The sequence below is a fragment of the Stenotrophomonas rhizophila genome, assembly GCF_007667275.1.
Classification (GTDB): domain Bacteria; phylum Pseudomonadota; class Gammaproteobacteria; order Xanthomonadales; family Xanthomonadaceae; genus Stenotrophomonas; species Stenotrophomonas maltophilia_AE.
The window spans coordinates 1-17,483 of record NZ_VDQT01000001.1 but is presented as its reverse complement, the minus strand read 5'-3'; the positions used below and the strand labels follow the sequence as shown (position 1 = coordinate 17,483).

Below are 17,483 nucleotides of genomic sequence, written 5' to 3'. Positions count from 1 at the left end.
CAGGACCAATCGTAATGGGTGCTCATGGCGCTTTCCGGGCAGCCGCCCGCACGCCTAAGATGACCCTGCCCCGCCGTGCCGGGCGCTTCGGATACCGGCCATGAACGTTCGTCTTGGCAGCACCTCGATCAGCCTGACTCGCTACCTGCTGCTGTGGAGCGCCGTGGTGCTGGTATTTGCCGTGCAGCACTCGCTCAGCGACGGGCTGCACGGCGACAGCTGGCCGTTCCTCGTGCACCTGCGCTGGGCGATGATCCAATGGCTCACCTGGGCCGCGCTGGCGCCGCTGGTATTCCGCTTGGCCGAGCGCTATCCGATCGATCCCACCCGCCGCCTTCTTGGCCTGGGCCGGCAGATCCTGGCCAGCCTGGCGGTGACCTTCGGCGCCATGCTGATCGGTGCACTGGCCTCCACCCTGTTCGAGCCCAGCGGCTTCCTGGAACAGCTGGGCTACTTCCTGGCCCAGCACTTCGCCATCGGCCTGCTCACCTACTGGGCCCTGTTCGCACTGCAGCAGGCCCTGCACTTCCAGGCCGAAAAGGCACGCCGCGAAGTGGAGGCCAGCCGGCTGGCCACCGAACTGGCGCAGTCGCGGCTGCTGGCCCTGAAGTCGCAGCTGCAGCCGCACTTCCTGTTCAACACGCTGCACGCGATCATCACCCTGCTCGACGAAGACACGGTTTCGGCTGAAGACATGCTGCTGCGGCTGAGCGAGCTGCTGCGCGCCTTCCTTGAAGACTATGACGGCCAGGAGATTCCGCTGCGCCAGGAACTGGACCTGATCGAACTGTACCTGGGCATCCAGCGCATCCGCTTCAAGGACCGGCTGACCACGCGCACCTACATTGCCCCGGACACGCTCGACTGCGCCGTGCCCAGCCTGCTGCTGCAGCCGCTGGTGGAAAATGCGGTGCGCCACGGAATCGGGCAGCGCATCGGCAGCGATGTGATCGAAATCGAAACGCGCCGCGACGGCGATGTACTGTGCATCGAAGTGCGCAACCGCAACAGTACGCTCGACGCCACTCCCGGCGCACCGGCGGGGCACGGCATCGGCATGTCCAACACGCGGCTGCGCCTGAAGGAGCTCTACGGCGACGCCGCCGACGTACGACTGGACATGACTTGGCCCGAAGGCGTCGCCTGCCGCGTGCGTCTGCCGTTCCGCGAACTCGGCGCGCTGGACGATGAACCCGAATTCCAGGCCGGGGCCGCGCCCGCATGAGCATCACGGTACTGGTGGTGGACGATGAGCCAATCGCCCGGCGCGCGATCGTGCGCCTGCTTGCCGAAGACCCGGAGCTGGAACTGCTCGGCGAATGCGGCGACGGCGTGTCGGCGGTAAAGGCGATACGCGACCGATCACCGGACCTGGTGTTCCTGGACATCCAGATGCCGGCCATCACCGGGCTGGACGTGGTGGCCACCATCGGCGCCGAGCGCATGCCCGCCACGGTGTTTGTCACCGCGTATGAGCAGTACGCGGTCAAGGCGTTCGAAGCCAACGCTGTGGACTACCTGGTCAAACCCTTCAGCCGGGAGCGTTTCGCCGCCACCCTGCAGCGTGTACGCCAGCGGCTGGCGCAACCAACCGGCAGCAGCGCACAGGCGACAACGCAGATCCTGCAGGCACTGGACGCACTGCGCCAGCGCGAGGCCTACCTGCAGCGCATCCCGGTGCGGGTGGATGAACACGTCGTGCTGATCGACGTGGACGACATCATCTGGGTCAAGGCCGCGCGCAACACCGTCGAAATCCACCTCGCCAGCGGCATGCACGAACACCGCGGCACCATGGCCGCCTTCGCCGCGCGACTGGACCCGCGCCACTTCGCGCGGGTCCACCGCTCCGCCATCGTCAACATCCGCCGCGTCAAAGCCATCCACCCGTGGTTCAACGGCCACCACGTGGTGACCCTGGACACCGGCCAGCAGCTGCGCATGAGCCGCTACCAGAATGAGGCGTTCCTCAAGCTCGTCTCGACGCGTGAAACGTGAAGCTTATCCCCGCCTGCCTGGGCCACTACCGCCGCACCGGGTTTAAGCGTCGGCAGATCCCGCCTCTTCATCAACGGGGGGCGCGGAGTCGTCCGGCCTGGAAGGGTTACCCAAAGAGATGGTATTTCCGTCCGAAGATGCCCTGATAACAACCTTCGATTCGTTACCGTATTGATTGATGTACCCAACCAGCCCGTGGTGGTAGCTCATGTTCCCGCATGGCTTGCCGTTTGAGTTGCGGATGCGACCAACGTCTGCCGCTCCGGACCGCTCACCGACAAAGAAGGTCGCCGAGTAGCCGCACGACGAGTATGTCACCAGCCGCTTGTGCAGTGCCCTGAAAGCTGCCTGTTCCATCCGGAACGAGCCTTTTATCCAGGCGTAATGGCAGGTATCGGGGGCTGCACTATAGTGAATCGAGTCAACGATCCTCAACGCTGTATTATCCTTGTCGTTGAAGTACACGTAGTACAGGTCGACATCCAGGGGACCACTGTTGTGGGCATCCCTGGGGCTGGTGATGGCAAACTTGTCCCAACCGATCGCGACCGGTTGCCGCGCATCAACCAGCACCCAGCTGTCAAATTTTCCCTCTGGAGGATTGGGCGTGTTTGTTGTGAAGAGGACCCACCCCGGGGACCTGCAACGAGCGCCAAGCTTATACGTCCCGACTTTGTTGGCGGTAACGAATTGCTTCACCGTCTGGATGCTCTCCACGCCCTCGGACGGAACCGACTCATGCTCAGATTCGCCTGCGGTTGCCAGTAAGTTTTCGGTGGTCCACTGATAGATGAATCTAGGATCCTCCGTTCCAGAGCGACCAAGCCCCGACGGAAACGCCTCGACGTCGTCGTACAGAACCAGATTTAGATACAGCCTGCCATGATTTACATCTACAACCACGCCATCCTCGTCGCGCGCTTCGATATTGATCTGAATTGGTATCTGCTGGCGGCCGTTTGCGTAAACGGGACAGCGCACCTTTTCCAGTCCCTGGCAGGTAACCTGGAACTTACTCAGGTACTTCCAGGGCTTGTTGGACTTCGGGCCGTCGACACTCAACGATGGTTGGTTCACCACGATATTGAAACCTTCAGGCCCTTCGAGGCATTCGAGGCTTTCGAGGCTTTCGCTGTTCATCGTCACTCACTCCCAGGTTGGAAAATCTGCGGTCAGAACTCATCGACCAACTGGATCGCAAGCATGGGAGACATGCACGACGAATCGGCACACCGGCCCCAAGGGCTGCACCGAACAGAAATCCACGCACAGGACACGGCAACGCAAAGCCCGTTGAGCGCAGCTCACTGCTCGCGATTCACCCCCGTGAGGCTTCAACATAATCCGGGACCTGTTATCCCGGCGTAGAGCCGGGCTCTGCCCGGCTGCCCACCATGTCGGATGTCTCGGCCGGGCAGAGCCCGGCGCTATGGGGTCGAATGTGCCCGCAGGCCCTGCTTGATTTCGCTGCGACGGGTCAGCACTTACGCAGGTTTCGGTCAACGGACGACCGCATCAGCGCCTGCCCCCCCCCCCCCCGCAGCCCCTGATCTCGGAGACCCTCATTCGCAGGGCGCCGGATCAAGCCGGGCGGCCCTGGCGAGACGCCCAACATGGTTCTCCAACGGATGCCGACATACACATCGAACAGGCTCCATTTCACTTTGTCAGGGTTCGATTTCCGCAGCCGCCGTGTCCACCTATTCGCCGCTCTCCCCCTCGACCGGATCCTCGTCTTTGCTGTGCGGATCTCGCAGGTGCAATGTGTTCCCGTCAGAGGAACCCTTGATCATGACCCGGCTTTCGTTTCCATACTGATTGATGTATCCCATCACACGTGGATCGGAATGAAAACTTCCGCATGGACGCGTATCCGTGACGCGTGCCGCGGTTGCCTGCCCCGCGCGCGAATTGACATAGAAGTTGAGATAGTTACTGGGATCTGCACATGAACGATGCCGCACCATCCTGCGCTCATTTGCCCGATAGGTGACGTGGTGAATTTGCTTGCCGCCCTTGTTCCAAGAGTAATGTGGCATGTCGTGGACGGCAGATCCATAGCTGACGCTATCCACGATTCTGAGATTAACGTCCTTGAAATAAATGTAGTATAGATCAAGGTCCCATTCTCTACTGTTATAGGCGTCCTCGCGCGACATTCCAAACTCATCCCAGGGCATCGGAACCGGCTCCCGCGCATCAATGAGCAGCCAACTGTCAAATTTCCCCCGTGAAGGGTTTGGCGTAGTTGTTGTGAAGAGAACCCACCCAGGCGATCTGCAACGTGCGCCGAGCTTGTAAGTGCCCACCTTGTTTGCGGTAACGAACTGCATCACCGTTTGCGTGCTCTCTACGTCCTCAAACGGGAGCGACCCATGAGCAAGTTCGCATGCAGTTGCGGGTGCATTTCCTATTGGCCACTGATAAATATACTTGGAGTTCTCGCTTCCAGAACGCCCAAGCTCCTTGGGAAATACCTCGACGTCGTCGTACAGGACTAGATTGAGATAAAGCCTGCCATGATTGACATCTACAACCACGCCATCCTCATCGCGCGCCTCGATGTTGATCTGAATCGGTATCTGCTGGCGTCCATTTGCATAGACGGGACAACGTATCTTGTCGCTTCCCTGACAGGTAACCTTGAACATGGTCAAGTACGTCCAAGGTTTGTTCGACTTCGGCCCATCGCTGCTCAACGATGGTTGATTCACCACGATATTGAAGCCCTCAGGGCTTTCGAGGCCTTCGAGGCTTTCGCTGCTCATCGTCATTCACTCCCATGTAGGACAACCTGCGGTCAGTATTCATCGACCAACTGGATCGCAAGCATGGGAGACATGCACGACGAATCGGCACACCGGCCCCGAAGGCTGCACCGAACAGAAATCCACGCACAGGACACGGCAACGCAAAGCCCGTTGAGCGCAGCTCACTGCTCGCGATTCACCCCCGTGAGGCTTAAACATAATCCGGGAAGTGTTATCCCGGCGTAGAGCCGGGCTCTGCCCGGCTGGCCAACATGTCGGACGTCCCTGCCGGGCAGAGCCCGGCGCTACAAATGGGTCGGATGTTCCCGCCGGGCAGAGCCCGGCTCTACGGTGGCGGATGTACCTGCGGTCCCGGCGTTACACCCGGCGTTCGTCGCTGCGCAGGGTCAGCACTTCCACACCGGTGTCGGTTACCAGCACCGTATGCTCCGCCTGCGCCGACAGCTTTCCATCGCGCGTCGTCACGGTCCAACCATCCTCACTCATGTCGATCGCCGCCCGACCCTGGTTGATCATCGGCTCGATGGTGAAGGTCATGCCGGCTTCCAGCTCCATGCCGGTGCCACGCTTGCCGTAATGCAGCACCTGCGGCTCTTCATGCATTTCGCGGCCAATACCGTGCCCGCAGAACTCCCGCACTACGCTGTAGCCATGCGCCTTTGCGTGCTGCTGGATGGCAAAGCCCACATCGCCCAGCGTCGCACCCGGGCGCACCACCGCTATTCCCTTCCACATGGCTTCGCGCGTGACGCGCACCAGGCGTTTCGCTTGGAAATCCACCTCGCCGATCAGGTAGGTCTTGCTGGAATCGGCAATGAAACCATCCTTCTCCAGCGTGATGTCCAGATTGACGATACTGCCACTGCGCAGCACATCGTCCGCCGAAGGGACGCCATGGCACACCACGTTGTCGATGGAACTGTTGAGCACGTAGCCGAAGCCATACTGCCCCTTGCTGGCTGGACGAGCGTGCAGCTCATCGACGATGAAGCGCTCCACCCAGTCGTTGACGTGCAGGGTGCTCATGCCTTCCAGTGGCAGCCGGTCCAGCGCCTCGAACACCGACGCCAACAGGCGCCCCGACGCCCGCATCAGCGCCTGTTCCTCCACCGTCTTGATCACGCGACCGCCACCCGCAGGGCACCGGGATCCACCCCGGCCGCCCGCAATTCACGGTTGACGATTTCCTGGTAGGACATGCCCGGATTCATCTCGCACAGCATGCCCACCTTGATCCAGAACCCGGCCTGCGCATTGATGGAACGGCCGGAGACGCCGCTGGCGCGGCGCAGGTTGTCGTGCAGCTCGTCATCAATGTTGACGATGCCCATGGGGAGCTCCAGAAAGATCGATATATACGTATCGTATATGAAACGTATCGAACTGTCAGGCCTCTCAGCCCAGCGGCATCAGGTCCAGGCCGGATCCGCGGTGAAATCAATCGTCAACCAGAACTCACTCCCCCGCGCATCCAGGCGCTCGGCAATCTCATCGCGCAGCGCATCCACGCTGCCGATGGTGCCGATCACCGTGTCAGGGTGGGTCAGGATGTGGATCTCGACGAAGCGCATGCGCCCCATCTTGGCGACATGGCTGGTGAAGCCCAGGTAGCCATGCTCGGCGATGAACTGCGTCATCACCGTCTGCACGCGCGCATCCAGGGTGTCGGGTGCCACCTGCAGCACTTCACGCATGGCCTTCCACGCACCGCGCAGCGGCACCGGCAACACCGCCAGGCTGATGATCGCCAGCACCAGCGGATCGAGGAAGGGAATCCAGTGCGCTTGGTCGCCGCCTTCCAGCAGCAGCGCCAGGGCGAACGCCAGCACCACGGCCAGGCTCATCATGCCGCTGAGCAGCCACGCGCGCACGTCCAGCCACAGCAACGGCGAGCGCAACCGCGCCGCATGCACGCGCACGAAGGCGGCCATGCCCAGGTTGCTGACGCACAACAGGGTCGCCCACATCAAGGCCGGCCCTGCTCGCACCACGTGCCCGCCGGTGGTGAGGCCGATGATCGAATTGGCCAACGCATAGATGCAGGCCAGCGCGAGGATCGCGCCGCCCAGCGCCTCCACCATCGGTTCCAGGTGCCAGTAGCCGTACTGGAAGCGCGGGCTGCCCTCGCGGCCCAGCAATCGAAGCACCGCCAATGCCACCAGGGTCAGCGCCACGTCGACCAGGCTGTACACACCGTCGAACAGGATCGCCTGCGACCCCACCAGCAGGCCACCGATGAAGCCGGTGGCGCTGACCGCCACCGTGACTCCGATTGAAAACTTGAGGATCCGCTGCTCGCGTGCCGTATCCATCGCCTGCCGAAGATCCTGGCCGCGGCTCAGGTCTTCAGCACCTCCACCTTGTAGCTCGGCACATCGCCGTCAAGGTCGATGATAAGCCCGTGCACGTCCGACTCGAAGCCCGGGAAGCGTGCGTTCTGCTCGCGGGCGATGCGCAGCGACTGGATGATAGGCTCGTCGGCGGCACCGAACCGCTCGCCGGGCATGATGGTGGGAATGCCCGGCGGGTACGGCACCAGCATGGTGCCGGCGATGCGTCCGCTGATCGCCTCGATGTCGACCCGCTCGATCTGCCCGCGCACCAGGTGGTCGTAGGCCTCGGCCGGGGTCATCACCGGCTCGGGCAGGTCCACGTACATCGCCCGCATCACCTGCGCCACCCCGAAGTCGCGGTTGAAGCCATGCAGGGCCTCGCACAGATCGCGCAGGCCCCAGCCGGCATACGCAACCGGGTAGTCCGCGGCGAGGTCCGGCAATGCGCGGGTAAGCGGCGCATTGCTGTCGAACAGCTCCTTGAAGGCCATCAGCTCGGTCACCAGGGTACTCCACTTGCCCTTGGTGATGCCCATCGAGAACAGGAACAGCACCGAGTACAGGTTGGTCTTCTCCACCGTGATCCCGCGCGCCCACAGGAACTTGCTCAGCACCGCCGCCGGGATGCCCAGCTGGCCCATCTCGCCGTCGATCGACAACCCCGGGGTCAACAGGGTGACCTTGATCGGGTCGATCAGCACGTAATCCTCCACCAGCCCATCGAAGCCGTGCCAGTGCGCGTCCGGCTGCAGGTACCACTCGGCGCGCTTGGCCACCAGCGGCACCGGCGCGTCGCCCTTGCCGAGCGCACGCTCCAGTTTGTCCGGCTGCCACACGCTGAACCACCAGTCGTCGCGGCCCAGGTCCTCGCGCACGTGCAGCATGGCGCGACGGAACGCGATCGCCTCATCGTGCATCTCCTGCACCAGCGATTCGCCGGCCGCCCCCTCCATCATCTTCGAGGCCACATCGCAGGCGGCAATCACCCCGTAATGCGGGCTGGTGGAGGTATGCATCATGAAGGCTTCGTTGAAACGCTCGGCATCCAGCTCACGGGTCGCGGCATTGCGCACGTGGATCATCGAGGCCTGCGAGAAGGCGGCCAGCAGCTTGTGGGTGGAATGGGTGGTGAAGATGATCGCGTCCTGCCCGCGCGGCTTGCCCTTGGCCATGCCGTAATGGTTCTCGTAGAACGGATGGAACGCGGCATAGGCGTACCACGCCTCGTCAAAATGCAGGAAATCCACCGCGCTGCCGATCTCCTCGGCGATCTTCTCGGCGTTGTAGCACAGGCCGTCGTAGGTGGAATTGGTCACCACCGCGATGCGTGGCTTGGAGCCGGCCTTGTACGCCCTGCTGGCCAGCGGGTTGGCGGCGATGGCCTGCTGCAGGGATTCGGGCGTGAACTGGTCCAGGCTGATCGGCCCGATGATGCCGTGCGCGTTGCGGCTGGGGGTGAAGTACACCGGCACGCCGCCGGTCATGATCAGCGCGTGCAGCAGCGACTTGTGGCAGTTGCGGTCGACGAACACCACATCGCCGCGCCCCACCGTGCCGTGCCAGACGATCTTGTTCGCGGTGGAGGTGCCGTTGGTGACGAAAAAGGTATGGTCGGCGCCGAAGTTGGCCGCTGCTTCATTCTCGGCGGCCTTGATCGGGCCGCTGTGGTCCAGCAGAGAGCCCAGCTCGGGCACCGAAATGGACAGGTCGCTGCGCAGCGTGTTTTCGCCATAGAACTGATGGAACGCGCGTCCCACCGGCGACTTGGTGAACGCCACGCCGCCGGCGTGACCGGGCGTGTGCCAGGAATAATTGGATTCGGCGGAATGGTGGATCAGCGCCTTGAAGAACGGCGGCAGCAGGTTCTGCATGTAATCTTCAGCCGCGCGCATCACCTGCCGCGCGATGAAGTTCTTGGTGTCCTCGAACAGGAAGATGTAGCCATGTACGTACTTGAGCAGCTTGCTGGGCACCTTCTCGATGGTGCGCCGCTCGCCGTACAGGAACACCGGCAGGCTGCCCCGGCGGGCGCTCTGCTCGCGGAGGAAGCCGAGCAGGCGCTGGAACTCGGTCGGCTCGTCTTCGGTGCCATCGATGGAGATCAGCACCGCCGAGGCGGCCACATAGGTCCGCGCCCCTGCCTGCGCGTCGGCCAGGGTGAGCCCGCACAGCACGCGCTGGTCGTTTCCGCGCAGTTCCTCGACCAACGCACGGATCAGGATGCCACCGATGCGCGGGGACTCGTAGTCGGCGTCGATGACGATGATCGGGTAATCCAGTGACTTGAAGTACACAGCAGTTCTCCTGGGTGGAAGGTCACGGAGCCGTGCGGCTGCCCGTGGTGTCCAGCGGCGGCAGCTGGCCACGCTGGCGGCGGCGCTCCTCGCTGAAAAACGGGTAGAACACGGTGATGAACAGTACGAACAGGAAGGCGTACTGCACGATGCTGCCGGCGGAGCCGAAGATCGCCCACAGGCAGTACACCACGGTGATGCTGGTCAGGAACCAGAACGCGCCGACGTGGGCCAGGGTGTGCGAGCGCTCCACCACGAAATAGCAGGCCACGCACGAGTAGATGTACGGCAGCAGGGTGAGCACCACCGCCGCCGAGGTGATCACGTCGAACTGCGCCGAAGCGGTCTCCGAGGTGGAGGTGACCAGCACCGCCACGGTCATGAGCACTGCCACGATCAGCACGCCCTTGACCGGCACATCGTCCTTGTTGGTCTTGCTGAAGATGCTCGGGAACAGCCCATCGTCGGACGCCGCCTTCGCGCTCTGCGCGGTCAACAGAATCCAGCCGCCGAGCGAACCGGCGGCGCCGATGAAGGCGCACAGGCTCACCGCCGCCCCGCCCCACCCGCCCACTGCCTTGGCCGCTGCCAGCGCGAACGGCGCATCGGAGACCTGCAGCTCTCCATTGGGCACCATGCCCATGATCACCGACGAGCTGGCGATGTATGCCACCGCGGCCAGGAACACCCCGGCCAGCGTCGCGCGCGCGACGTTCTTTTCCGGGTTCTCCACGACACCGGCGGTCACCGACGCCGATTCCACGCCGATGAACGCCCACAGCGTGAGCGCGGCCGCACTGGAGATCGCGCCGAAGTTGGACTCGCCGGACACGTTGTAGGCGCCCTTGAAGATTGCCGGGTCGAAGAAGAACCAGCCGAAGATCGCAATGCCCAGGATCGGCACCAGCGCGAAGCTGGTGGTCACCGTCTGCACCTTGCTGACGAACGCCGGGCCGATCACGTTGGCGAAACTCAGCGCCCACACCAGTGCGAGCACGGCGATGCAGCGCGGGATCGGCTGCGACAGGATCGGGAAGAAGTAACTGAAGTAGCCCACCGCCGCGATCGGGATGGCCACGTTGCCGATCCAGTTGGCGAACCAGTACACGGTGTTGGTCTGGAAGCCCATGTACGGTCCGAACCAGTCGCGCGCATAGGCATATGGGCCGCCCGCCCGGGGCGCGAGCTTGCCCAGCTTGGCGAACACGAACGCCAGCAGCAGCGCGCCGGCGGTGGTGACCAGCCAGCCCCATATCGACGCCGTGCCGATCTTGGCGAGGCTCGAAGGCAGCAGGAACACCCCCGAGCCCATCATGTTGCCGGCCACCAGGAACGTGGCACCGACCACCCCGATTTTCTTCGCTTGCGCCATGACGGTCTCTCCGCTACTTGATGAAGTTGTATTGCAGGCTGCCCTGCAGCCGCATCGTGTCGCCGCGCTGCCCATCCTGTTGCTCGAGCTGTCCGTACAGCAGCTCCATGCCCATCGTCCAGGACGGCGCCGGACTCCAGATCAGGTTGAATACGCCGTATCGGCTTTGACGGAAGGCGTCGGCGGCGAGTGCGGCGTTGCGCGCCATCGTGAGCTGGCCGTAGATCAGGTTGGAGCGCCACATCGGCGACCAGTAATGCGTGTAGCCGACAAATCCGCCCTGCAGCGACAGCGCATGCAGGCGACCGTCCAGGCCGATCACCGCGTCCAGTCCGGAGCCGGTCAGGTCGGCGGTGTACCGGGCCAGGCCCTTGCCACCCAGCAGCCCGAACAGCAGCAGGTCGCGCTCGCCCACCGAGGCCGAACCGCTGAGCTGTGCGCCGCCGCCGAAGCGACGGTCATCCTGCTGGTCGCCGTCGTAGCCCAGGCTGCGCGCCACCGCGCCGAGCTGCAGGTGCCCCCAGTCGCGCTCCATGCGTGCAGTGAGGGTCACGTCGGGCAGCCGGTTCACGGCGATGGTGTCGTCGGTAGTCCCGGCCAGCTGGCTGTCCGGATCCTCGGCGGCCACGGTCAGGGTGTTGCCCTTGCCCAGGCCGAAACTGTGGTGGATGCCCGCCACCAGCAGGTAGCCCGCCCCGCCCGGACCGGCGAAGTCCAGCGTGTCGGGCAGGCTGTCGGCATCCATGAAACTGGAGTAGCCGTAACCGGCATAGGTATTGCCCAGCTGGCCATAGGCGTGGCGCAGGCGGAACTGGTAGCCGTCGCTGCTGCCGAAGAAGTCGTTTTCCAGATAGAAACGCAGGTTGCCGCGCGAGGTTGGCCGCCGCGCCTCGAAACTGAAGCGGGTCTGCTTGGCGTGCAGGTTGAAGTTGGAGGCGTCGCGGTGCGCGCTGCCCACCGGAATCGACGAGGTGACGAACTGGTCCTCATCGCCCGCCGCGCGCGCATCGGCGATGGCATCGAGCTTGGCATAGCCGCCGATGCGGATCAGCGTATCGGTGTTGGGAATGGCGAAGAAGCCCTTGAGCTCCGGGTCGGTCGGCCCCGCCGCGCTGTCGGGTCGCGACGCGGCCGATGAAGGATCGGCGACCGAATCGCGCGGCGGCAGGATCGCCTGCCCGGTACCGGGCACGCTGGTGCTCGCAGCCTGGCTGAGCGTGGCAGCTGGGGCGATCGCGGTGGGCGCGACCGCGACCACCTCGGGCGGCGACGACGTGGACGGACGGCCTTCGGCACGCTCCAGCGCGTCCAGGCGCTGTTCCATCGCCTGCAGGGTCTGGCGCACGGCGCGGATGTCCTGGCGCAACGCCTCGGCCGAATCCTGCGCATGAACGGGGGCCGCGCACAGCACGGCAATACAGAGCACCAGCACAGAGCAACGCATCACGTCCTCCCTGGACCGCAGACAACACCGCCCGCCGGGAACGCAACGCAGCGCGTGCGCCCCCTGGCAGACAACCCGGTAATGCGGGACTCCCTCCTGATCCCGGGTTTCGCGCACTCGGTGCGCTTGCCTGCGCCTTGAGTACCAATCGCGCGGTGACCGGATCGTGAAGTCAACGTGTCACGCCGATGACGCGCACCCCTGTCGGAGCGCCACGTGGCGGGTGACTGCGTCGGGATGCAACAGAACCTCATGCGTCGCAGCATGACGGCGCACGGTGGCGCCTGCGTTGGTGCAGATCAATGCGGCGCGTCCGGGGCGCCGCATTCATGTCACGCCGCGATCAGCGTGCGCCCATCACCTTGTCCATGTCCTCGCCCTGCGGCATGCCGGACACGCGCTGCACCACGCCTTCGGCGTCACGGAACAGGATGCCCGGCGTGCCCTGGAACCCCAGCTCGACCATCAACACCTGGTTGGCGTCGAGTTTGTTGGCCAGCGCCGGGGTGATGCTCGCCGCCGGCTTGATGCCGCCCTTGCTGAAATCGTGTTCGTTCTGCAGGAACACCGCGCTGGGGTTGGGTGCGCCGAGAATGGCAGCAGCCTTGGCCGGGCTGTCCTCGCGGATCACCCCGACCATCACATGGCGCAGCTGCACTTTGCCGCTGTCCACCCACGGACGCGCCGCTTCCCAGAACCGGTGGCAGTACGGGCAGTTGGCGTCGCTGAAGGTGTACACCACGCGCGGTGCATCGGCGCGGCCGTCGCGAACCCAGGCGCTGGCATCCAGCTTGTTCCAGATCCGGTCGGACATCGGCTTGGCCACGAGCCGGTCAATGGGACCGGCGCCGACATCCTCGCCCTTCTCATTGAACAATGTGCCGACCATAACGGCCTTGCCGTCGGCAGTGACATACGCCGCGGCCGGCTGCTGACCGCCCACCAGGCCAGCGAAGCCGCGCAGGCCACCCGGCGCGTCGAACTCGCCCATCACTTCGAACCCGTGCTTCTCGATGCCCTGCAGCACCGCCGGACGGTTTGCCGTGGCCTTGGCCGCACCGCCTGCCGCAGGCGTCGCAGGCTTGGAGGGTTGCTGGGCCTGGCTGCAGCCGGCCACGCCGAGCAGCAGGGACATCGCGAGCAGGGAGCCCAGCATGGGCGAGGATTTCAACAACATGGAAACTCCTGGGGAGCGCAAAAGTGACGAACGACCCACAGGGTAGTCGCATCCGACCGCCGCTGCAGCCGGATACGGGCAACGCACTGTCGCCGCTCAGGCGGCCGGGCGCAGCGGTTCGCCCCGCAGGTGCGGCAGTGCACCGCGCGTGCGCTCACGGCGCTGGGCGAAGATCTGGCGACGGTACCGCGCCGGGGTGACCCCGACGATGCGTAGGAACAGGCGGCGGAACGCGCTCTGGTCCGAATACCCCACTGCCCACGAGACTTCATCGACCGCGCCGCCGGCCTGCAGCAGCAGCTGTGCCTTGGCGATGCGCAGGCGCTGGCAGTATGCGATCGGGCGCAGCCCGGTGGCCTTGAGGAAACGCCGCTGCAGGGTGCGCGGCTCCAGACCGGCGGCGTCGCAGATGTCCTGCAGGGTCACCCCGCGCGCGGCGATGCTGTGCAGCCAGCGCTGCGCCTTGAGGATGCCGCGGTCGCCATGCGCAAAATTCGGGCTGAACCGTTCCAGGTCTTCCTGCACGCCGCGCGGGATGACCAGCTGCAGCTGCTGGATGGCCGCGCTCATCACGCTCTGCCCGTAGATGCGGGCCAGCAGGCGCAGGCTGAGGTACTTCCAGGCTTCCGGACCGGACGCGGTCAGCAGGTCGCCGTCGTCCACCAGCGCGCGCTCGCTCGGCTGCCAGCTCGGGACCACCGCCGCCAGCGACGGGCAGCGCGACAGGTCGGGCAGGCTCACCGAGCGACCGGTGAGCACGCCGGCCGACGCCAGCAGCAACCCGCCTTCCTCGCAACCCGCCAGCAGGCTGCCTGCGTCATGGCAGTCACGCAGCCAGGTCAGCGTGCGCTCGTCGGCCTGCATCAGCGGCCAGCTCGGCTCGTTGCCGGGCACCACGATCACCGCCGGCGGTGCGTCGCCGAACAGCTCGGCACCGGCTACCCGCTGCATGCCGTGCCCGCGCGTGGACAGGGTCCAGCGGGTCACCAGCATCCGCGCGCCGGTACGTTTGCCCGCCGCCGCCGTGCGGTTGCAGCGCTGCGCCAGTTCGGACAGCACGGGTGCGGCAGCGCGCAGGCTGCCGGGGTATTCGAGCACGGCGACTTCCATGAGGGTCGGCGAGCTCGGCTTCGTCATCGACGAAGAAGGGGGAAAAGATGCATCCATGACGGCGCTCCTGGAACGGCTGCTGAAACGGGTGAAACCCTGCTGGATCAAGGCTTCCCGGCGATTCCAGAGGAGCGTACGGAGCGGCTTCACATGCAGCTATGAAACTAGTTGTAAATCGGTTCGGTAACGACATCCGCGCCCCGACCGGAAAACCCTTGACTCTTGACCAGACTCCAGGGTTCACACTGGCTCCCTGCTCTCCCGCGAGGTCGCCGTGAACATTGGACAACTCGCACGCCAGGCCGGCGTGCCCATCGACACCGTGCGCTACTACGAGCGCCAGCACCTGCTCGCCACCGCCCAGCGCAGTGCAGGCGGCTACCGTGTGTTTTCCGACACCGACCTGACCCGGCTGCGCTTCATCCGCCGCGCCAAGGCGCTGGGCTTCACCCTGGACGAAATCGGCGAGCTGCTCCGGCTGAGCGACCATCGCGGGCAGGACATGGCGCAGGTCCGCGATACCGCCGTGCACCGCCTGCAGGACATCGAACAGCGCATCGCGGAACTGCAACGCATGCACACCGCACTCGAACAGCTGGTGCACGCCTGCCCCGGCCACGGCGACCTGGAGCAGTGCCCGATCCTGGGCGCGTTGGCGGAGCCACGCGCATGACCGCACCGCACACCCACAGCAGCTGCTGCTCCGCCCACGGCGCGTCCACCCACGCCGCGCGCGCCACCGGCCCGGTGCCGGCCGGCACCCGTTACACCTGCCCGATGGATCCGCAGATCGTGCAGGACGGCCCCGGCACCTGCCCGATCTGCGGGATGGCGCTGGAGCCGATGATGCCCAGCCTGGACGAGGGCGAGCATCCCGAGCTCACCGATTTCCGTCGGCGCTTCTGGTGGAGCCTGCCGCTGAGCATCGCCACGATGGCGCTGGCGATGCTGGCGATGACCCCGCTGCTGCACGTACTGCCGGCCAACGTGCGGGTCTGGATCGAGCTGGCCCTGGCCACGCCGGTGGTGCTGTGGGCGGGTTGGCCGTTCCTGCAGCGCTGGGCGCAGTCGATCCGCAACCGCAGCCCCAACATGTGGACCCTGATCGGTACCGGGGTGCTGGCCGCCTACGGCTACAGCGTGGTGGCGACGGTGGCACCCGGCCTGTTCCCGCCCTCCTTCCAGCAGCACGGCCATGTGGGGGTGTACTTCGAAGCGGCCGCGGTGATCATTTCGCTCACCCTGCTCGGCCAGCTGATGGAACTGCGCGCGCGTGCGCAGACCTCGGCGGCCATCAAGTCGCTGCTCGGCCTGGCGCCGAAAACCGCGCGCGTGCTGCGCGGGGATGGACGCGAGGAAGACGTGGACATCGGCGCGCTGCAACCCGGCGACCGCGTGCGCGTGCGGCCCGGCGAAAAGGTGCCGGTGGATGGCAGCGTGCTGGAAGGCCGCTCCAGCGTGGACGAATCGATGCTCACCGGCGAGCCGGTTCCGGTCGCCAAGGGCGTGGGCGATGCGGTCATCGGTGCCACCCTCAACTGCACCGGCAGCCTGGTGATCCGCGCCGAACGCCTGGGCGCGGACAGCATGCTGGCGCAGATCGTGCAGCTGGTGGCGCAGGCGCAGCGCTCGCGCGCACCGATGCAGCGCCTGGCCGACAAGGTCGCCTACGGCTTCGTACTGGCGGTGCTGGGCGTGGCCGTGCTCACCTTCCTTGGCTGGGGCCTGTTCGGACCGTCACCGTCGTGGACGCATGCCGTGCTCAGCGCGGTCGCGGTGCTGATCATTGCCTGCCCCTGTGCACTAGGCCTGGCCACCCCGATGACGATCATGGTCGCCACCGGCCGCGCAGCGCAGCACGGCGTGCTGTTCCGCGATGCCGAAGCAATCGAAGCGCTGCGCACGATCGACACCCTGGTGGTGGACAAGACGGGCACCCTCACCGAGGGTCGCCCGGCCTTCCGTGAGGTACTGGCCGCGCCCGGATTCGATCCCGACCAGGTGCTGCAGTGGGCCGCCAGCCTGGACCAGGGCAGCGAGCATCCGCTGGCGGCGGCCATCGTCGCGCAGGCACGCGAACGCGGCCAGGCGCTGGCCAGCGTGCAGGACTTCGACTCCATCACCGGCCTGGGCGTGCGCGGCAGCCTGGCGGGCAAGGCGCTGCTGCTGGGCAACACCACGTTGATGGCCGGGCATGGCATCGCACTGGAGGCGCTGCAGCACGATGCCGAGCGCCTGCGCCAGCAGGCCGCCAGCGTGATGTTCCTGGCAGTGGACGGTGCCCTCGCCGGCCTCATCGCGGTCGCCGATCCGATCAAGGACTCGACCCGCGAAGCGATCGCACAGCTGCATGCCGACGGCGTCCGCATCGTGATGGCCAGCGGTGATGGCACCGCAACGGCGAATGCAGTGGCGCGCGAACTCGGGCTGGACGAGGTCCATGGCGAGATGCGCCCCGCCGACAAGGCCGACCTGATCCGCCGCCTGCAGGCACAGGGACGCGTCGTGGCGATGGCCGGCGACGGCATCAACGATGCACCGGCACTAGCCAGTGCCAACGTCGGCATCGCGATGGGGAACGGCACCGACGTGGCCATGTCCAGCGCGCAGGTCACGCTGGTCAAGGGCGATCTGCGCGGCATCCTGCGTGCACGCCAGCTCTCCGCGGCCAGCGTGCGCAACATGCGCCAGAACCTCGGGTTTGCGTTCCTGTACAACGCGCTGGGCATTCCGGTCGCCGCCGGCGTGCTGTATCCGTTTGGCATCACGATGTCGCCGATGCTGGCGGCGGTAGCGATGAGCCTGAGTTCGGTATCGGTGATCAGTAATGCACTGCGCCTTCGTCATCAGCGTGTGTCGAATGCATGACACTTTTTTCTTGCCAATCGAAAAAAGCGTCGCTATGATTCCGCTCCTCACGACGTGGGGCCATAGCTCAGCTGGGAGAGCGCCTGCATGGCATGCAGGAGGTCGGCGGTTCGATC

At 65.2% G+C, this 17,483-nt stretch carries 14 protein-coding genes; 4 read left to right on the top strand and 10 right to left on the bottom strand.

What is annotated here, in order from left to right; all coding sequences use genetic code 11:
• Window positions 1-100 precede the first annotated feature (100 nt).
• On the top strand, window positions 101-1,225 hold the full coding sequence (locus FSZ13_RS00075; protein WP_145477414.1) for a sensor histidine kinase: 1,125 nt from the start codon (window positions 101-103) through the stop codon (window positions 1,223-1,225).
• Complete coding sequence (locus FSZ13_RS00070; protein ID WP_145477413.1) at window positions 1,222-1,998, top strand: LytR/AlgR family response regulator transcription factor; 777 nt, start codon at window positions 1,222-1,224, stop codon at window positions 1,996-1,998. Before FSZ13_RS00075 ends, FSZ13_RS00070 begins: the two co-directional genes overlap by 4 nt.
• Before the next feature lie 42 nt (window positions 1,999-2,040).
• On the opposite strand, the gene FSZ13_RS00065 is transcribed toward FSZ13_RS00070, so the two are convergent.
• The 10 genes from FSZ13_RS00065 to FSZ13_RS00020 all read right to left on the bottom strand — a co-directional run bounded on the left by FSZ13_RS00065 (window position 2,041) and on the right by FSZ13_RS00020 (window position 14,556).
• Window positions 2,041-3,138 (bottom strand): hypothetical protein, encoded by a 1,098-nt coding sequence (locus FSZ13_RS00065; RefSeq protein ID WP_145477412.1) that lies wholly within the window; start codon window positions 3,136-3,138, stop codon window positions 2,041-2,043.
• Window positions 3,139-3,698: 560 nt separating this feature from the next.
• The gene (locus tag FSZ13_RS00060; RefSeq protein WP_145477411.1) at window positions 3,699-4,766 is read right to left on the bottom strand and encodes a hypothetical protein; all 1,068 of its coding nucleotides are present in this window, start codon (window positions 4,764-4,766) and stop codon (window positions 3,699-3,701) included.
• A gap of 360 nt (window positions 4,767-5,126) precedes the next feature.
• A complete protein-coding gene (map, locus tag FSZ13_RS00055; RefSeq protein WP_145477410.1) occupies window positions 5,127-5,891 on the bottom strand; it encodes a type I methionyl aminopeptidase in 765 nt (254 codons plus the stop codon).
• Window positions 5,888-6,100 carry a ParD-like family protein gene (locus tag FSZ13_RS00050; RefSeq protein WP_068852612.1) on the bottom strand — a complete coding sequence of 71 codons (213 nt, stop codon included), beginning with the start codon at window positions 6,098-6,100 and terminating at the stop codon, window positions 5,888-5,890. The genes map and FSZ13_RS00050 overlap by 4 nt, the downstream gene beginning before the upstream one ends.
• Window positions 6,101-6,178: 78 nt before the next feature.
• Entirely contained in the window at window positions 6,179-7,081 is a 903-nt protein-coding gene (locus FSZ13_RS00045) for a cation diffusion facilitator family transporter (protein WP_145477409.1), read from the bottom strand.
• A 26-nt stretch (window positions 7,082-7,107) separates the two neighbouring features.
• Entirely contained in the window at window positions 7,108-9,396 is a 2,289-nt protein-coding gene (locus tag FSZ13_RS00040; protein ID WP_145477408.1) for an Orn/Lys/Arg decarboxylase N-terminal domain-containing protein, read from the bottom strand.
• A gap of 22 nt (window positions 9,397-9,418) precedes the next feature.
• A complete protein-coding gene (adiC, locus tag FSZ13_RS00035) occupies window positions 9,419-10,768 on the bottom strand; it encodes an arginine/agmatine antiporter (protein ID WP_145477407.1) in 1,350 nt (449 codons plus the stop codon).
• Window positions 10,769-10,781: 13 nt separating this feature from the next.
• A complete protein-coding gene (locus FSZ13_RS00030; RefSeq protein WP_145477406.1) occupies window positions 10,782-12,212 on the bottom strand; it encodes a DcaP family trimeric outer membrane transporter in 1,431 nt (476 codons plus the stop codon).
• A gap of 343 nt (window positions 12,213-12,555) precedes the next feature.
• Complete coding sequence (dsbG, locus tag FSZ13_RS00025; protein WP_145477405.1) at window positions 12,556-13,389, bottom strand: thiol:disulfide interchange protein DsbG; 834 nt, start codon at window positions 13,387-13,389, stop codon at window positions 12,556-12,558.
• 96 nt (window positions 13,390-13,485) lie between these two features.
• Window positions 13,486-14,556, bottom strand: coding sequence for a GlxA family transcriptional regulator (locus FSZ13_RS00020; protein WP_260844045.1), 1,071 nt, complete (start codon window positions 14,554-14,556; stop codon window positions 13,486-13,488).
• 217 nt (window positions 14,557-14,773) lie between these two features.
• Between FSZ13_RS00020 and FSZ13_RS00015 the strand changes: the two genes are divergently transcribed.
• Window positions 14,774-15,172, top strand: coding sequence for a heavy metal-responsive transcriptional regulator (locus tag FSZ13_RS00015; protein WP_145477404.1), 399 nt, complete (start codon window positions 14,774-14,776; stop codon window positions 15,170-15,172).
• 104 nt (window positions 15,173-15,276) lie between these two features.
• A complete protein-coding gene (locus FSZ13_RS00005; protein ID WP_145478483.1) occupies window positions 15,277-17,367 on the top strand; it encodes a heavy metal translocating P-type ATPase in 2,091 nt (696 codons plus the stop codon).
• Window positions 17,368-17,483 lie beyond the last annotated feature (116 nt).

Coding starts and splice junctions, on each gene's coding strand:
- FSZ13_RS00075 (WP_145477414.1), top strand. CDS start 101: ATGAACGTTCGTCTTGGCAGCACCTCGATCAGCCTGACTCGCTACCTG.
- FSZ13_RS00070 (WP_145477413.1), top strand. CDS start 1,222: ATGAGCATCACGGTACTGGTGGTGGACGATGAGCCAATCGCCCGGCGC.
- FSZ13_RS00065 (WP_145477412.1), bottom strand. CDS start 3,138: ATGAACAGCGAAAGCCTCGAAAGCCTCGAATGCCTCGAAGGGCCTGAA.
- FSZ13_RS00060 (WP_145477411.1), bottom strand. CDS start 4,766: ATGAGCAGCGAAAGCCTCGAAGGCCTCGAAAGCCCTGAGGGCTTCAAT.
- FSZ13_RS00050 (WP_068852612.1), bottom strand. CDS start 6,100: ATGGGCATCGTCAACATTGATGACGAGCTGCACGACAACCTGCGCCGC.
- FSZ13_RS00045 (WP_145477409.1), bottom strand. CDS start 7,081: ATGGATACGGCACGCGAGCAGCGGATCCTCAAGTTTTCAATCGGAGTC.
- adiC (WP_145477407.1), bottom strand. CDS start 10,768: ATGGCGCAAGCGAAGAAAATCGGGGTGGTCGGTGCCACGTTCCTGGTG.
- FSZ13_RS00030 (WP_145477406.1), bottom strand. CDS start 12,212: ATGCGTTGCTCTGTGCTGGTGCTCTGTATTGCCGTGCTGTGCGCGGCC.
- dsbG (WP_145477405.1), bottom strand. CDS start 13,389: ATGTTGTTGAAATCCTCGCCCATGCTGGGCTCCCTGCTCGCGATGTCC.
- FSZ13_RS00020 (WP_260844045.1), bottom strand. CDS start 14,556: ATGGATGCATCTTTTCCCCCTTCTTCGTCGATGACGAAGCCGAGCTCG.
- FSZ13_RS00005 (WP_145478483.1), top strand. CDS start 15,277: ATGGATCCGCAGATCGTGCAGGACGGCCCCGGCACCTGCCCGATCTGC.